The organism is Arthrobacter sp. AZCC_0090 (assembly GCF_014207375.1).
Classification (GTDB): Bacteria; Actinomycetota; Actinomycetes; order Actinomycetales; family Micrococcaceae; genus Arthrobacter.
Genome location: NZ_JACHEE010000008.1, coordinates 37,649 through 52,110, shown reverse-complemented (window position 1 = coordinate 52,110; position 14,462 = coordinate 37,649). Strand labels below are relative to the sequence as shown.

Sequence of the window (14,462 nt, the reverse complement as noted above, 5' to 3'; positions counted from 1 at the left end):
GGCACCTGTCCTAGAAGAAGGTATGGATGAGGTCGACGACGGTCTGGTCACCGTCCGTGTCCGCCAACACCGGGATGAGCGTCCACTTGTCGAAGGCGGTGCACGGATGCGAAAGTCCTAGGCGCACCACGTCGCCGGGCCGCACAGTGGTGGTGCCGGCGTCGAACGTCATGAAGCAGTGCTGATCGTTGACGGCGGTGATCTCGGCACCTGCGAGCGGCTGCATGGGACCGCCGAGGGCAGGTCCGATCAGCTGCGGCCGGGGCAGGCCTTCGTCAACCGGCAAGTCGCGCTTGCCGGCGTCCAGGATGGCCAGGCCCGGTTCGGGCTGGGACACCACGCGGGCCCAACCGTGCATTCCTGCCTTGAATGGCTGGCCGCCGTCGCGGGAAAACGGCGAGATGCCGCGGTAGAAGCCATCGTCGTGGATGATGTAGGCGCCGCTGCGTATCATGAGTTCCACGTGGGGACTTGCCTCGGAGCCAGCGGTGACGCACGGCGAGAGGACATCAACGACGTCGTCGAAGTAGGCGCTGCCGCCCGCGGTGAGGAAGACGGCGTCGGACCCGTAGAGATCTTCCTCGAGGAGCCGCTGATGCAGCTCACCCATCTGGCCCAAGTAGCCGCGGACCGCGGCGAGGCTGCCGGCGTCGGCCGTGTGGGCGAGCGATCCCTCGTAGCCGCTGACGCCCACCAGCCTGAGGTGCGGGGAGGCCGCTACAGCGTGGGCGACGTCGAGCGCCGCCTCTACGCCCCGCGCGCCAGTCCGGCCCCCGATTCCGCCAAGCTCAACTAGGACATCCAGGACGGCGTCGCTACCGGCAGCTTCCAAGGTGCGGTTGATGACATCCACGGTGACGGCGGAATCCACCCAGGAAAGGATCGGCATCTCCGCCGTGACGACCGAGGCAACCCATTCGATGGCATGCGGATCGGTCAGGCTATTGGCCAACTGGAGCCGCCGCACGCCGAATTCGCGGGCAACGCGGAGCTGTGCGAAGTTCGCCACAGTGATTCCCCAGGCGCCGCGGTTGAGCTGTTCGGCCCACAGTTGCGGCGCCATGGTGGTCTTCCCGTGCGGAGCAAGCAGCACGCCGCGCTCGGCACACCACGAGGCCAGCCGATCGGCGTTGCCACGCAGGGCCTCGGCATCGAGGGTCAGCAACGGCGTTTGAAGGTCCGCAAGGGTGGGCTTTTCGGCGAGGAAATCGGTGTGGGTGCTCCCCTTTGCGGTGGCGGGCACGGCCTTGTGCTGCCAGTCCAGGCAGCGATCTGCCAAGGCGGCCACGGCGGATGCCGAAATGGCTTCGGAAGTGTTCACGCGTTGATTCCCTTCGCGGTGCTGCGTTTTTGAAGCTGCGGGGCTATTGGGTGGAGCTCCTCTGCGTTGCGTATTTTGCAACGCAGGTTGCAAAGCTGTTGGTGATATGTCTAACATGGTGCAGGATTGGGAGTCAAGGCCGCGGCATGACCCGGCAACCCTGATCCGGCCACGAAAATCCCTTCTTCATGGGGGTATCGAGTGCCGCTCGGAGCGGCAGAGGGAGAGCGGGAGTTTCATGCTTTCAGCTGTATGTGTGGGCGAAACGATGGCCATGCTCACCCCGGTGAAGGCCGTCCCCCTGCACCAAGCCACCGAATTGCACTGCGGCATCGGCGGCGCCGAATCGAACGTTGCCATGGGCCTGGCTGCCATGGGCCTGGACTCGCACTGGGTGGGCCGGGTGGGCCGGGACGGATTCGGCACGCGGATCCTGGACGAGCTCAGTAGCCACGGCGTAGGCGTCGCCGGCGTCGAGGTTGACCCGGGACGGCCCACCGGCCTGTACGTCAAGGTCCCCGCCCAAGAATCAGATCCCGACGGCGGCAGTTCAGTTTTGTACTACCGGCAAGGTTCCGCCGCTTCGGCCATGGGGCCGGGCACCCTGGCGAATCCCGTCGTCGCGCGCTTGTTGGAAGAAGCCGGGCTCATCCACCTGAGCGGAATCACGGCGGCACTCTCGGCAGAATGCCTGGAACTGATGGAAGCCGTCCTCACCGCACCGAGGCAGGGCCGCATGATCAGTTTCGACGTCAATTGGCGCGCCGCGCTCTGGGCCGGGCAGGACCGCTCAGTACTGCGCCGCCTCGCCAATCTTGCCGACATCGTCCTGGTGGGGAAGGACGAGGCCGAGCACGCCTTCGGCACCACGGACGAAACTGAACTCCGGCGCCTCATGCCGGATCCCGCCGTCGTCGTTATCAAGAACGAAGCCATCAGCGCCATCGCCCTGGAACGGGACGGCTCCCGCACGGAAGTGCCCGCTTTGTCCGTGGACGTGCTGGAGCCGGTGGGCGCGGGCGATTCCTTTGCCGCCGGCTACCTGTGCGGCATGTTGTTCGGACTCGAGCAGAAGGCGAGCCTCCGCCGCGGTCACGTCGCTGCGGCCTGCACCCTCACCGTTCGCGGCGATCGCGGCCCCCTTCCCGACACCGCACTGCTTTCGGCCATCCTCGATTCCACCGACGCCGAATGGACTGCGATCCACGTTGCCGGGGGCCACTTCAGCAGCCAGAACCGCAGCGTTCACGATCGGAGCACAGCACCATGAGCCAGAGCCTGATGCGTGCCATCGACCTGCTTGCGGAACTCGCGGCCAAACCGGCCACCCTCGACGAGCTCGCCTCGAAAGCGTCAGTCCACAAGACCACGGTGATGCGCCTCCTGCATGCCATGGAGGAAAAACGCTTCGTCGTCCGCGATGAGGACCAGCGATTCATGCTTGGCTCCAAGCTGTTCGAGTTGTCCTCGCTCGCGTTGGAGCAGAGGGACATCCGCAAAGTGGCGCACCCGTACCTGGCCGAGCTGAACGGCAAGACCGGGCACACTGTGCACCTTGCCGCGTTCGAGGGAAACGATGTGGTGTACATCGACAAGTTCGAGTCGCACCATCCCGTGCGGATGTACTCCCGGATCGGCCTGACCGCGTCCCTGCATTCGGCCGCCGTCGCAAAAGTCCTGCTTGCCGACATGCCGAGCAGTCGGCAGGAACGGATCGCGGCGAGCCTGGACTACACAAGAATTACCGACACTACCCTGACCTCACCGGAAGCCCTGCTGGCCGAATTGGAGCAGGTCAGGATCCAGGGCTGGGCCCACGACAACGCCGAGCACGAAGCCTTCGTGCACTGCATCGCGACCCCCATCCGCGACGCGAGCGGCGCCGTCGTGGCCGCAGCCTCTTGTTCGGTACCGGTGGTGATGCTCAGCTATGAAGGATTGCTTGAGCTGCTGCCAGACCTCAAAGCCAGCACCGAGGCGATCTCCCGCGACCTCGGCTGGATCAGCCACGAAAGGAACTCAGCATGAGTGAAAAGACCGTAGTACTGACCGACAACGCCCCCGCACCCGCGCACACCTTCTCGCAGGGCGTCCGTAAGGGCGGCATGTTCCAGGTATCCGGGCAGGGCCCCATGGATCCCGCCACCAACCAGTACATCGGTGAGGGCGACGTCCGCGTCCAGACCCGCCGCACCCTGGAGAACGTCAAGGCAATCCTCGAAGCCGGCGGCTCCTCGGTGGAAGACGTCATCATGTTCCGCGTCTACCTCACCACGCGCGACGACTTCGCGGCCATGAACGATGTCTACGGCGAGTTCATCACCGAAAACGTCCCCAGCGGCCAACTGCCGAGCCGCACCACGGTGTTCGTGGACCTCCCCCACGAAGTCATGCTCGTCGAGATCGACGCGCTGGCGGTAACGGCCTAATCCCAGAGTTCAGGTTCGACGGCGGGTTCACTCACCGCTGCAGCCGGTCGGTCGTTCATGGCCGGACCGAAGCCAATCAGCTCCCGTCGGAGCAGGGCGAGTGCCCGCATCATGGTCACCGGACACGCAGACGGACTCGCGACACGCAATTGGACTGGCGACACCGGAATTCCCTGTGTGTCGCGCGTCTGATTGCGCGTCGCTAATCCGCTTCTGCGTCGCTACACCTCCGGCTGGTGCGCCGTCACCAGCCCGTCAGCATCCCGAACAACAACTCCATCAGCTGTCTCCACCGGAAGCCCATTCCGTGCCCAGTACTCAATGCCACCGATCATTTCGCGGACGGGGTACCCGAGCTCGGCGAAGGCCAGGGCCGCGAAGGTGCTGCCGTTGCAGCCCGGACCCCATGAATAGACCACCACTGAGCTCCCGGCCGGGATCAGGGCGGCAGCGCGGGTAGGGATCTCGGCGGTCGGCAAGTGCACGGCGCCTGGGATGTGGCCGTGATCCCACGAGGCCTGCCTACGCGTGTCCACGAGCACGAAACCGCCGGGAGCTGCATCGGCAACATCCATGACGTCGATCTCGAACTCCAGCTTCGCGCGAAAGTAGGCGCCCGCGGCACTTGTAGCGCCCACCGAAGCACCGGCGTCGTTCATTGGATTTTCCATCCTCACCCCTCAGCAAGCTTCGCCAATTTGGCGTTCGCACGTCGCGATACTAGCTTGGCCGATTGGCAAATCCGGGAGGCGCATCAGGGGAAGATGACGCCGCAGGCCACATTCTTGGCTACGATCGGCCGTACGTCGTAATTCCCGCGGATCTTCCTCCACGACGGCGACGCCTGTTCTGGGCCAGCCGCCAGTCCTAGGCTGGAAACATGCCCCGCGTGCAGGTGAACGGCGTCGATCTCTACTTCGAGGAACACGGCGACGGTGTGCCGATTTTGGGTTTGCATGGCACACCCGGCTCGGCCGTCGTATGGTCGGAGGCCGCCGTAGAACTCAGCCGGCACGGCCGGTGCATCATCTACGACCGCCGGGGATTCCACCGGAACGCTCCCACCGAACCGTTCGCCACCCTTGACTTGATCCAACACGTCGACGACGCCGCGGCCCTCCTCGCGGCGCTGCACGCAGGACCCTCCATAATCGTCGGCCGTGGCACGGGTGGCCAGATCGCACTGGAGTTCGCACGCCACTTCCCGGACAAGGTCAAGGCACTCGTACTGCTGGAACCGGCGTTGTTCACAATTGATCCCGACGCCGATTCGTGGGCCCGTGAGCTGCGGAAGAGGATCCTCGGGGCTACCAGCGCGAATCCCTCCATGGCGGCGGAAATCGTTCTGAGAGATGCCTTGGGGAACGACGGCTGGGAGTCCTTGCCCGGAGAACTCAAGGCCATGTTCGCGGGGACAAGCTCCGCGGTTATGGCCGAAATGCAGGGCCACGGCCTCGCTCTCAGTGGCGATCCCCTTGAGCTTAGCGAAGACGAGCTCGCTGGTATCCGACGGCGGACCCTCATCGTCTCCGCCGAGGACTCTCCGGCCACGCTCCGGCTGGTGACCGCCCGGCTGGCTGGAGCACTTCCCTTCACCGAATCCGTGCTGGTACCCGGCGGTCTTCTCATCAATCCAGCTCACCCTGCCGTCCTGGACTTCATTGACCGAATTGGCGCCATCCCCAACTCCTGGACCTAGGCCTCTCGAACGCCACCTACAAATACCCCTAGGGGGTACTTGTATTCATACCCCTATGGGGTATACCTTGGGTGCATGAGCAAGGCAGACCTGAGTATTAATCCCCTGAGCATCGAGCTGGAGCTGGATCACGCCGCCCCGCACGGCTACTCCGCCAATAAGGACGCCTATCTGCGCCGCCTGAAACGCATCGAGGGCCAGGTCCGCGGGATTGCGCGCATGGTTGAGGAGGACAAGTACTGCATCGACATCCTCACGCAGGTTGCCGCCGCCACGAAGGCCCTGCACGCCGTCAGCCTCGGACTCGTCGAGGAACACATCGGCCACTGTGTAGTGGGCGCCGCCTCCGAGCCCGATCCGGAAGCGCGCGCGGAACAGATCGACGCCAAAGTCAAGGAGGCCACCGATGCCATCGGGCGCCTGCTGCGGTAATCCCGCCAGCACTCACCACACCATCCAACTCACCACCAAGGAGTACGCCATGGGCCACACCGCCACCATCCAGACGAACGTCAGCGTTTCCGGCATGACCTGCGGGCACTGCGTTTCAGCCGTCAGCGAGGAAATCGAGTCGTTGGCCGGCGTAGAGAGTGTCGAGATCGATCTGAATTCCGGCGGAGTCTCCACCGTCACCATCACCTCCACCCAGGAGTTGTCACCGTCCGAAATCGGCGAGGCCGTCGCCGAAGCCGGCTATCTGGTAGTCGCCAACCAGGCCTAGGGGCCAATGTGAGCAATCAGGACATCCTCCACCAAGCGGGCACGCGCATTATCGAACTCGACATCGAGGGCATGACGTGCGCATCGTGCGTGGCGCGCGTGGAACGGAAACTGGGCAAGCTCGACGGCGTGGAAGCCTCCGTCAACCTCCCCCTCGAATCAGCCCAGGTAACAGTTCCGGCGAACGTCACTGACCAACAGATCGTGGACACAGTCAACGCCACGGGCTACAAAGCCTGGATCCGCGAATCCACTCTCACCCACTCCGAGCACGGCACCGGCGACCCGGCGCAAGAGCTCGCGCAGGGAGATATGCGGCAGCGTGCGTCTAAGGGAGGAACGACCGAGCACGCAGAGCATGTGTCCCGGAGTGAGCGGACAGGTGACCACGGCGCCGGTGGCGCCGCGGCAGGCGACCACATGCACCACGGACCAGCCGCCAGCCAGTTGCGCCCAAGACTGTTCGCTGCCGCCGTACTCACGGTCCCGGTATTCGCGATCTCGATGATCCCAGCCCTGCAGTTCCCCCAGTGGGGCTGGGTCGCCGCTGTACTGGCCTTTCCGGTGGTGACGTGGGCTGCCTGGCCCTTCCACCGCGCCGCGGCCATCAACGCCCGCCACTTCGCCTCCACCATGGACACGCTCGTCTCCATCGGAGTCCTTGCCGCGTACCTCTATTCGGCGTGGCAGCTTTTCGCCAACCCGATGATGACGGAACACCCCGGCATGGAATCCGTAGGGATGGGCGGCGGGCTGTACTTCGAAGTTGCCGCCGTGGTCACTACCTTCCTGCTCCTTGGCCGCTATCTTGAGGCCAACGCCAAAGCAAAGGCCGGCGATGCCCTCAAGGCCCTCCTGAATCTGGGTGCCAAGGACGCAACGGTGCTGCGAGACGGCGTCGAGCAAAAGATCCCGGCCGAGCACCTCGTCGTCGGGGACGTCTTCGTTGTCCGTCCGGGCGAGAAGATCGCCACCGACGGCGTGGTGACCGGCGGCGCATCCGCTGTCGACGCGTCGCTGGTCACCGGAGAGTCCGTGCCGGTGGAGGTCGCGCCGGGCAGCCAGGTTACAGGCGCCACCATCAACACTTCGGGGCGGCTGCTGGTCCGCGCCACACGAGTAGGTTCCGAGACAACCCTGGCGCAGATGGGGCGGTTGGTCAGCCAAGCGCAGACGGGCAAGGCCCCGATTGCACGGCTTGCCGATCGCATAAGCGCCGTCTTCGTTCCGGTGGTGCTGGTCATCGCCGTCGTAACCTTCGTGCTGTGGCTTTCCCTGAGCGGAGACCTCAATGCATCGTTCACGGCTGCGGTCGCGGTGCTCGTGATCGCCTGCCCCTGCGCGCTCGGGCTCGCGACCCCGGTGGGCCTCCTGACCGGAACCGGCCGCGGAGCACAACTCGGAATCCTCATCAAAGGCCCCCAGGTCCTTGAAGATACCCGCACTGTGGACACCATCCTGCTGGACAAAACGGGTACCGTCACTAGCGGCAAGCTGGCGGTCGGACACACAGTAGCGCTGAACGGCCACTCCCCTGCCGACGTCCTGTCTATGGCAGGTGCTGTCGAGGCAGCGTCGGAGCACCCTATTGCGCACGCCATCGCCGCGGCGGCCAAGTCCGCAGTGCCCGACGGCGGCATGCTCCCTACCGTGAAAGACTTCAGTTCCGCCCCGGGCGGTGGAGTTCGCGGGGCCATTCCGGCGAACGGAGCCGGAAGCAGTGCTGAGCGCATTGTTGTCGCTGGCAGGACCGGCTGGCTGAAACAAAACAGAATCTTCCCCGATGATGCGCAGCGCCAAGCGCTGGCCGCCGAGGAAGCCGATGGCGCCACCGCCATTTGGGTTGCTGTGGATGGGGAGCCTGCTGGAATCGTCACCCTCAGGGACACCATCAAACCCGGTTCGGCTGCAGCGATCGCGAGGCTCAAGGGGCTCGGAATCCGGCCCCTGCTGCTGACTGGAGACAACGCCGCCGTCGCCGCCCAAGTGGCTGCCGCCGTCGGGATCGCCCAGGAAGATGTATTCGCGGGCATCCTGCCCGAGGGCAAAGTGGACGCGGTCAGGAAACTACAGGCCCAGGGCTCCACAGTGGCCATGGCCGGGGACGGGGTCAACGACGCAGCGGCCCTCGCGCAAGCCGACCTCGGCATTGCCATGGGCTCGGGCACCGATGTTGCCATCGAGGCCTCGGATCTGACAGTGATGGGTAGCGACCTCGGCCAGCTCGTTCAAGCCATCGAGCTGTCCCGGAAGACCCTCACCACCATCAAGACGAACCTGTTCTGGGCGTTCTTCTACAACGCCATCGGCATCCCCGTGGCGGCCCTTGGTTTGCTGAACCCGATGATTGCCGGGGCAGCCATGGCTGCAAGCTCGGTCCTGGTGGTCGCGAACTCGCTACGGCTCCGGTCGTTCGCGAAGTAGCGGTCCTTCACAAAGGCGCGGTCGTTCACAAAGGCGCCGCACGCCCAACTGGCTCGCATTCGTTGTCGTTATCCGGCTTGGAAACGGCAGGAGCTGCGAGCCAGTTCGGGCCTAGGCCGTTCCGAAACGGACAGCAGCCCGCGCCCTGGCTTTGGCAGCCTCCTCGTCACGGCTCCGCGCCGGCGCGTGGGTCACGAGGGAATCCAGGAGATGCTGGGTAATGTGTGCGATCTCGTGAACGGCCTCGGCGAAGGCCTCCTCGTTCGCCTTGGACGGCTTGGTGCTGCCACTGATTTTGCGCACGTATTGCAGGGCTGCAGCTTCCACCTCCGCCGAGGTGGCTCGTGGCTCGAAGTTATGAAGGGTGTGGATGTTGCGGCACATATCAACATGCTAGGCCTCGGACCCCTCATTCGGGATCCCTCAAATGACATAGGGACCCCCGGAGAACCCTCACCACCATGGGGAGGCCTTCACGGGGAGGCCTTCATGGGGAGGCGTCCCCATCGACACCCTTTCAGGGGCCGGGATAGTTTGTAGTCAATGGATCTTCGGAATGAGCCGGAGGCCGCGGGGGATGCCGAACCGTTCGGATCCGTGATTGAAGGAGTTATGACATGGCTATTTGGGGCGCAGATATTGCTCAGCTCAAGAACCTTGGCAGCAAGCTGCAGGCTGGTTCCACGGAGATCGAGAACCAGCGCAATACGCTGAACAAGGTTCTTGCGGGCACCGACTGGAAGGGCCCGGACGCGGACAAGTTCCGCAGCGAGTGGCAGGGCCAGCACATGACGGCGCTGAACAAGGTGGCCCAGGCACTTCAGGAAGCAGGCAAGAAGGCTACCCAGAACGCTTCCGAGCAGGAGCAGGCTTCCCGCTAAGACGGTTGAACCCAGAGGGTCCGGACGCTATGGCGTCCGGACCCTCTGTCGTTAACTTCGTCTATGGCAAACCGTCAGCGCAGTCCACACTCAACCGCTGACCAGCCGGGCGGGATCAGTCTAGAAGACCCTCTCGGAAGGAACCGGCTCGACGTCGTTCGCGTGGTCAAGCTCCCGGGCCACCCCAAGTTTGCCGGGCTCAGCGGCATCACGCGTGTCCGCCCGCAGCTCGTCGATGCGTACCAAGACCACTCCGCACACGATGAGCGCACCACCCAAGAGCTGGATGGGCCCCGGCAATTCGGCCAGCAACAGCCACGCCCACACCACGGCGAACAGCACTTCAGTGAGCGAGACGAAGGACGCCACCTTAGACCCAAGACTGCGGGCGGCCATAATCCCCGTGACATAGGACAGCACGGTGGACAGGACGACCAGGCCGGCGATGGAAACCCACCATGGCGTGGTCCACGGCCCGAGTTGGGTGTCCGCGGTAGCGAAAGTCATGGATAGCAGTCCGGTCCCACCGGCAATCCAGATCAGGACCGAACCGGCCAGGAGACCGCCGGAGGCCAGGACGATGGGCGGAAGTGTGTCGTTCTGCTTGGCTGTGATGAAGAAGTAGATCACCAGGCAGACGGCCGCGGCCATGCCCCACAGGACGCCGATGAAGTCCACCTTCACGGAACCGGTGAGGTCGAGCACCAAGACAAGTCCACCGAGGGAAAGCAGTGTTCCGATGGCTGTAAGCGCCCGGGGACGCCGTCGGCTTGCCGCCCACAGCCACAACACGATCATGGTCGGTGCCAGGTATTCCAGCAGTAGCGCAACCCCCACCGACAGTCTGGACACCGCATTGAAGTAGAAAAACTGGCACGCTGCAACGCCGATCACACCGAACAAGAGAATAGTGATCCAGTTGTCCTTGAGTTGGTGCCAGCGGCCCCGGAGGGCGACGACGGCGGGGATCACCAAGATGAGCGCAGCGCCGCTCAGTCGAATGGCCACAGCAGCACCGGGGGTCCATCCGGTTTCGAGCAGGGACTTGGCAAATGAGCCGGACAAGCCGAAGACCGCTGAGGAAAAGAGCGCGAGCCCCAGGCCTGATGCCATGAAGCCTCCAGCACCAGCCCGGTTTGATGCAGCTGACACAGCAGCCTCCTGTCAGGAGTAAAATGGGTTACGCTGCTGACAATACTCCCGAGAGATGTAAGGAGTCAAAGTGCTTTTTGCACCTGACACTGAAGTGGCGCTGCGCAGTGTGGTCGATTTGATCAATACGGCGGCCAACGGCACCGAATCGCTTACGAGCGTCGCCGAGCTTCATGCCTTCCTGGACGCGGAAGAATTCACCGGAACCAGGGCCGGGACCGAGTCCGAGCTACTCAGCGTGAAGCGCCTTCGGAGCCAGCTGGCTTCCTTGTGGACCTCGGATGAGGATGCCGCCGCAAAGACCGTCAACCAGCTCCTCACCGACGCACGCGCGCTCCCCCAACTGGTCAAGCACGACCACTGGGATTGGCACCTGCACGCCACCACCCCGGAAGCGCCCCTCGCGGAACGCATAGGGACAGAAGCCGCCATGGCGCTCGTGGACGTGATCCGCAGCAAGGAAATGGACCGGCTACGGGTGTGCGCCGCGGACGATTGCGACGCGGTCGTGTTGGACTTGAGCCGCAACCGATCCAAGCTCTATTGCGACACCGGAAATTGCGCCAACCGAACGCACGTGGCCGCGTACCGGGCCCGGAAAGCGTCCGGTACGGAATGAACCAAGGGAGGCGTCACGTCAGGCAACTTTTCGGAGCGGACGACGGCGGCCTGCCGCGTGTTTCCGGGGTTGGCGTGGCAGCTTGGCAGCTAAAAGGTGCGTCGCGTGACGGGACGCAAACGGAGGAAACCTAGCGAGGACCGGCGTCGGGGTTTTCCGTCTCGGTACCGGCGGGGGGAGACGGAGGCAAACTGTGGCCGTGGCCCGGCTTCTTCGAACTCAGGTTGACGCCCGAGCCCTTGCCGAGGTGCTCGGCGTTTTCCTTGTGGCTCATGGAGAGCATGGCGGCGATGACGAGGCTCACGATGAACGCGATGCCGGCGCCGGTGAAGGCGAGGTCAAAGCGCGGAGTGCGTGCGCTGCCGCCGGAGGCGAAAATCAGCACGGCGAAGAAGATCAAGACGCCCCAGAATGCGGAGAACATCAGCGGTCCCTTAACCGAGGTCCGCATCTTGCGCGGCTCTCCTGGTTTCTGGTCAGCCAAGGTCATTCCTCCAATGTGGCGTGGGTGCTGGCGCCGTGCGCGCCGTGAGAGTTCTACGCAGAGTAGAACGTACGATTACTAGTTTACGGCCTCAGCGGAGGGGGTTCGCCCATCATGCCGCAGGCTCAGCCCGGAAAGCACCCACAAGACTCCCGAGATGATGGCGCCACCGCCTGCAACACCGAGGAGCGCGTGTGCGCCAAGGCTGATGAAGAACGGCAACGCCACTGCTGTTCCGATTCCCACCACCCCGGAGATCATCCAGTCGCGGGCAAGCACGTGCCGTCCGCGCTGACGGAATCCCTGGACCAGCTCAGACACCCCAAGCACCAGCAGTCCCACGAGCGCGGAAACCGCCACCCCGGTGTCCGACTGCGTGATCAGGGCACCAACGCCGCCCAAAGCAACAACGACGGCTACTGCGGCGGGAACACTTACGGCCAGGAATGCGGCGCCCGCCGTCGCCAGCAGGTAGAGCCCGGTCGCCCAGGCCAGAACATGTACGGACGGTGAGCCCCAGAAGACCGTCACGGCTCCGAACACCAGCGCAACACCGGCACGGAGAAGGACGGGCTTCCAGAGTCCTGCTGCTGTAGGCGTGGATGAAGTCGCTGAAGAGGCGGGGTGAGTCACCCGTCCAGTTTAGTGCGAACCGAGGACCATCCACGTGTCCGTGCGGGCCCGCAGCCCCAACGTGACTCCGCGGGCCAGCATGTAGCCCAGCGCGAACGCCGCCCACAGCCACACGAGCCCCGCCGCGCCGTCGGGCCTTGTCAGGTGGATTGCCGCCAAAAGGGGCAAATAGACCGCGAGGTTCACGACGCCGGCAATCGCCAGGTAGCGGGCATCGCCCGCGCCGATCAGCACGCCGTCCAGGACGAAGACGTACCCCGCGAGGGGCTGCCCGACGGCGAGCACCCACAGTGCCGCTGTGAGCGCGGACTGAACGCCGGCGTCGGGAGTAAAGAGGAAGCCCGCCCAAGGAGCGGCCACGGCGAGGAGCGCGCCGGTCACCACACCGAAGCCCACGCCCCAGCGGATCATGGTGCGGGTGAGCTCGCGCGCCCGGGCCGGATGGGAGGCTCCGAGCTCCTTACCGATGAGGGCCTGCGCGGCAATCGCCAAGGCATCCAGGGCGAAGGCAAGGAAGGAGAAAATGGTCATCGCGAGTTGGTGCGCGGCGAGGTTCACCGGCCCTTGGGAGGTGACCACCAGGATCGTGGCCAGGATTGCCAAGCGCAGGCTGAGGGTACGGAGCATGAGCCACGAACCCACGGTGGTCATCGTGCGGATGCCGCGCCAGTCCGGACGCAGCGAAACGCCGTGGCGCCGCGCATTTCGTCCCACCATCACCAAATAGACGGCAGCCATGGCCCATTGCGCAATGCTGGTGCCGATAGCCGACCCTGCCACGGACAAGTGCAGCCCGTAGACCAGGACCACGTTGAGGGCGATGTTGAGGGCGAAGCCTGCTGTCGCCACCACCAAGGGGGTGCGGGTGTCCTGCAGTCCTCGCAACACACCTGTGCCGGCGAAGATGAGGAGCATGGCCACGAGTCCCGGCATGGACCAGCGCAAGTAGTCAACCGCGTAAGCCCGGACCTCGCCACCGGCTCCAAGCAGACCGACCACCGGTTCAGCCGCGAGGAAGCCGGCTGCCGCCAGGACGGCGCCCAGCAACAGCGCCAGCCAGACGCCGTCGCGCCCTGCGGCGAGCGCCTTGGTGAGCTTTCCGTCCCCGATGGCCCGCGCCACGGCCGGAGTCGTCGAATATGCCAGAAAGACCGTAAGTCCGACGGCGGTGTGCAGCAACGTCGAAGCCAGCCCCACGCCGGCCAGCTGCGGGACGCCGAGATGCCCGACGATCGCGGAGTCGGCCAAGAGGAAGAGGGGTTCGGCAATGAGCGCGCCGAAGGCGGGGACTGCCAGGCGCAGGATCTCGCGGGCATGGGAGGGCGCGGTGGGACGGGTCACTGTTTGGGGCACTTTCCCAGCCTAGCGGGGCACCGACAGGCAGATTGTTGAGGTGGCGCTTGAGGATCCCTTACCGTTTCCGTTTCCCGCACCATCACTCCCGGCTAGCGGCAACGGGGCGTAGGAAACGGCTCGGCCGCATGACATTTGTTTGACACTGCAAGAAAAATTCGAAAGGCTTGAGTTGAAGCTTCAACAAATTGGCGACCGGCCAGAGGAGCTTCGAGACAGCCAACCGCTACCCGAAAACGGTGCAATTACATGAACCAGTCCAACCTGACCAACACAGCCCTTACCGTCCTGCGCGTCATCGTCGGCTTCATCTTCGCCGCGCATGGCTGGCAGAAATTCAACGAATTCACCATTGCCGGCACGCAGGCCGCCTTCGGCAAGATGGGCGTCCCGGCCGCCGATGTCGTGGCCCCGATCGTTGCAACCATCGAACTGGCCGGCGGCATCGCCCTTATCGCGGGCGTGCTGACACGCGTCTTCGCCGCCCTCCTTACGCTGGACATGCTCGGCGCCCTGTTCCTGGTCCACGCCCCGGCGGGCCTGTTTGTTGAGAAGGGCGGCTACGAATTGGTGCTGGCCCTTGCCGCCGCTGTGGCCGCCGTGGCCCTGACCGGCGCCGGGCGGATCTCCGTCGATGCCGTGGTCTTCGGCCGGAAAGGTTCCAAGCTGCGCATCCTCGCCTAGGATTGCGCAGGCGACACCCAAACAGGCTGCCGACTCCCGAATCCCCTGTGTCGGCAGCCTGTT

General features: G+C 64.6%; 17 protein-coding genes. 10 read left to right on the top strand and 7 right to left on the bottom strand.

The annotated features are described in order from the left end of the window. Positions 1-10: 10 nt before the first annotated feature. Positions 11-1,321, bottom strand: coding sequence for an alanine racemase (locus HNP00_RS13680; RefSeq protein WP_311770579.1), 1,311 nt, complete (start codon positions 1,319-1,321; stop codon positions 11-13). Between the two features lie 238 nt (positions 1,322-1,559). Here HNP00_RS13680 and HNP00_RS13675 point away from each other — a divergent pair, with 238 nt between their 5' ends. Genes HNP00_RS13675 through HNP00_RS13665 form a run of 3 tightly spaced genes read left to right on the top strand, consistent with a single transcriptional unit; the run spans position 1,560 to position 3,750 of the window. Beyond that, positions 1,560-2,591: a sugar kinase gene (locus tag HNP00_RS13675; protein ID WP_184739991.1), complete on the top strand. Its 1,032-nt coding sequence runs from the start codon at positions 1,560-1,562 to the stop codon at positions 2,589-2,591. Then, the gene (locus HNP00_RS13670; RefSeq protein WP_184739989.1) at positions 2,588-3,349 is read left to right on the top strand and encodes an IclR family transcriptional regulator; all 762 of its coding nucleotides are present in this window, start codon (positions 2,588-2,590) and stop codon (positions 3,347-3,349) included. The genes HNP00_RS13675 and HNP00_RS13670 overlap by 4 nt, the downstream gene beginning before the upstream one ends. Further along, positions 3,346-3,750, top strand: a complete 405-nt coding sequence (locus tag HNP00_RS13665) for a RidA family protein (RefSeq protein ID WP_184739987.1) — start codon at positions 3,346-3,348, stop codon at positions 3,748-3,750. The genes HNP00_RS13670 and HNP00_RS13665 overlap by 4 nt, the downstream gene beginning before the upstream one ends. A 221-nt stretch (positions 3,751-3,971) precedes the next feature. On the opposite strand, the gene HNP00_RS13660 is transcribed toward HNP00_RS13665, so the two are convergent. Continuing rightward, complete coding sequence (locus HNP00_RS13660; protein WP_260404973.1) at positions 3,972-4,421, bottom strand: rhodanese-like domain-containing protein; 450 nt, start codon at positions 4,419-4,421, stop codon at positions 3,972-3,974. Between the two features lie 209 nt (positions 4,422-4,630). Here HNP00_RS13660 and HNP00_RS13655 point away from each other — a divergent pair, with 209 nt between their 5' ends. The 4 genes from HNP00_RS13655 (at position 4,631) to HNP00_RS13640 (ending at position 8,593) form a co-directional block, all read left to right on the top strand. Further along, entirely contained in the window at positions 4,631-5,449 is an 819-nt protein-coding gene (locus tag HNP00_RS13655) for an alpha/beta fold hydrolase (RefSeq protein WP_184739985.1), read from the top strand. 75 nt (positions 5,450-5,524) lie between these two features. Then, on the top strand, positions 5,525-5,881 hold the full coding sequence (locus HNP00_RS13650; RefSeq protein ID WP_184739983.1) for a metal-sensitive transcriptional regulator: 357 nt from the start codon (positions 5,525-5,527) through the stop codon (positions 5,879-5,881). A gap of 49 nt (positions 5,882-5,930) precedes the next feature. After that, the gene (locus HNP00_RS13645; RefSeq protein ID WP_260404984.1) at positions 5,931-6,170 is read left to right on the top strand and encodes a heavy-metal-associated domain-containing protein; all 240 of its coding nucleotides are present in this window, start codon (positions 5,931-5,933) and stop codon (positions 6,168-6,170) included. An 8-nt stretch (positions 6,171-6,178) separates the two neighbouring features. Continuing rightward, entirely contained in the window at positions 6,179-8,593 is a 2,415-nt protein-coding gene (locus HNP00_RS13640) for a cation-translocating P-type ATPase (protein WP_184739979.1), read from the top strand. A 111-nt stretch (positions 8,594-8,704) separates the two neighbouring features. Here the strand turns inward: HNP00_RS13640 and HNP00_RS13635 are convergent, their stop codons facing one another. Then, positions 8,705-8,977, bottom strand: coding sequence for a DUF2277 domain-containing protein (locus HNP00_RS13635; protein WP_184739977.1), 273 nt, complete (start codon positions 8,975-8,977; stop codon positions 8,705-8,707). A gap of 233 nt (positions 8,978-9,210) precedes the next feature. Between HNP00_RS13635 and HNP00_RS13630 the strand changes: the two genes are divergently transcribed. Beyond that, positions 9,211-9,474, top strand: coding sequence for a WXG100 family type VII secretion target (locus tag HNP00_RS13630; RefSeq protein ID WP_184739975.1), 264 nt, complete (start codon positions 9,211-9,213; stop codon positions 9,472-9,474). Between the two features lie 120 nt (positions 9,475-9,594). Here the strand turns inward: HNP00_RS13630 and HNP00_RS13625 are convergent, their stop codons facing one another. Then, entirely contained in the window at positions 9,595-10,587 is a 993-nt protein-coding gene (locus HNP00_RS13625) for an EamA family transporter (protein WP_221451516.1), read from the bottom strand. Positions 10,588-10,696: 109 nt separating this feature from the next. Here HNP00_RS13625 and HNP00_RS13620 point away from each other — a divergent pair, with 109 nt between their 5' ends. Then, positions 10,697-11,245, top strand: a complete 549-nt coding sequence (locus HNP00_RS13620) for a CGNR zinc finger domain-containing protein (RefSeq protein WP_184739971.1) — start codon at positions 10,697-10,699, stop codon at positions 11,243-11,245. Positions 11,246-11,375: 130 nt separating this feature from the next. Here the strand turns inward: HNP00_RS13620 and HNP00_RS13615 are convergent, their stop codons facing one another. The 3 genes from HNP00_RS13615 to HNP00_RS13605 form a co-directional block, all read right to left on the bottom strand. Next, positions 11,376-11,735 (bottom strand): hypothetical protein, encoded by a 360-nt coding sequence (locus tag HNP00_RS13615; RefSeq protein WP_184739969.1) that lies wholly within the window; start codon positions 11,733-11,735, stop codon positions 11,376-11,378. Positions 11,736-11,807: 72 nt separating this feature from the next. Then, entirely contained in the window at positions 11,808-12,362 is a 555-nt protein-coding gene (locus HNP00_RS13610) for a DUF308 domain-containing protein (protein ID WP_184739967.1), read from the bottom strand. A gap of 9 nt (positions 12,363-12,371) precedes the next feature. Then, on the bottom strand, positions 12,372-13,715 hold the full coding sequence (locus HNP00_RS13605) for an MATE family efflux transporter (protein WP_184739965.1): 1,344 nt from the start codon (positions 13,713-13,715) through the stop codon (positions 12,372-12,374). Positions 13,716-13,964: 249 nt separating this feature from the next. On the opposite strand from HNP00_RS13605, the gene HNP00_RS13600 reads away from it, so the two are divergent. Next, positions 13,965-14,399: a DoxX family protein gene (locus HNP00_RS13600; RefSeq protein WP_184739963.1), complete on the top strand. Its 435-nt coding sequence runs from the start codon at positions 13,965-13,967 to the stop codon at positions 14,397-14,399. Positions 14,400-14,462 lie beyond the last annotated feature (63 nt).

Bases quoted from the DNA above. Each gene is read 5' to 3' on its own strand.
- HNP00_RS13675 (WP_184739991.1), top strand. From the start codon at position 1,560: ATGCTTTCAGCTGTATGTGTGGGCGAAACGATGGCCATGCTCACCCCG.
- HNP00_RS13670 (WP_184739989.1), top strand. From the start codon at position 2,588: ATGAGCCAGAGCCTGATGCGTGCCATCGACCTGCTTGCGGAACTCGCG.
- HNP00_RS13665 (WP_184739987.1), top strand. From the start codon at position 3,346: ATGAGTGAAAAGACCGTAGTACTGACCGACAACGCCCCCGCACCCGCG.
- HNP00_RS13660 (WP_260404973.1), bottom strand. From the start codon at position 4,421: ATGGAAAATCCAATGAACGACGCCGGTGCTTCGGTGGGCGCTACAAGT.
- HNP00_RS13655 (WP_184739985.1), top strand. From the start codon at position 4,631: ATGCCCCGCGTGCAGGTGAACGGCGTCGATCTCTACTTCGAGGAACAC.
- HNP00_RS13650 (WP_184739983.1), top strand. From the start codon at position 5,525: ATGAGCAAGGCAGACCTGAGTATTAATCCCCTGAGCATCGAGCTGGAG.
- HNP00_RS13645 (WP_260404984.1), top strand. From the start codon at position 5,931: ATGGGCCACACCGCCACCATCCAGACGAACGTCAGCGTTTCCGGCATG.
- HNP00_RS13635 (WP_184739977.1), bottom strand. From the start codon at position 8,977: ATGTGCCGCAACATCCACACCCTTCATAACTTCGAGCCACGAGCCACC.
- HNP00_RS13630 (WP_184739975.1), top strand. From the start codon at position 9,211: ATGGCTATTTGGGGCGCAGATATTGCTCAGCTCAAGAACCTTGGCAGC.
- HNP00_RS13625 (WP_221451516.1), bottom strand. From the start codon at position 10,587: ATGGCATCAGGCCTGGGGCTCGCGCTCTTTTCCTCAGCGGTCTTCGGC.
- HNP00_RS13615 (WP_184739969.1), bottom strand. From the start codon at position 11,735: ATGACCTTGGCTGACCAGAAACCAGGAGAGCCGCGCAAGATGCGGACC.
- HNP00_RS13600 (WP_184739963.1), top strand. From the start codon at position 13,965: ATGAACCAGTCCAACCTGACCAACACAGCCCTTACCGTCCTGCGCGTC.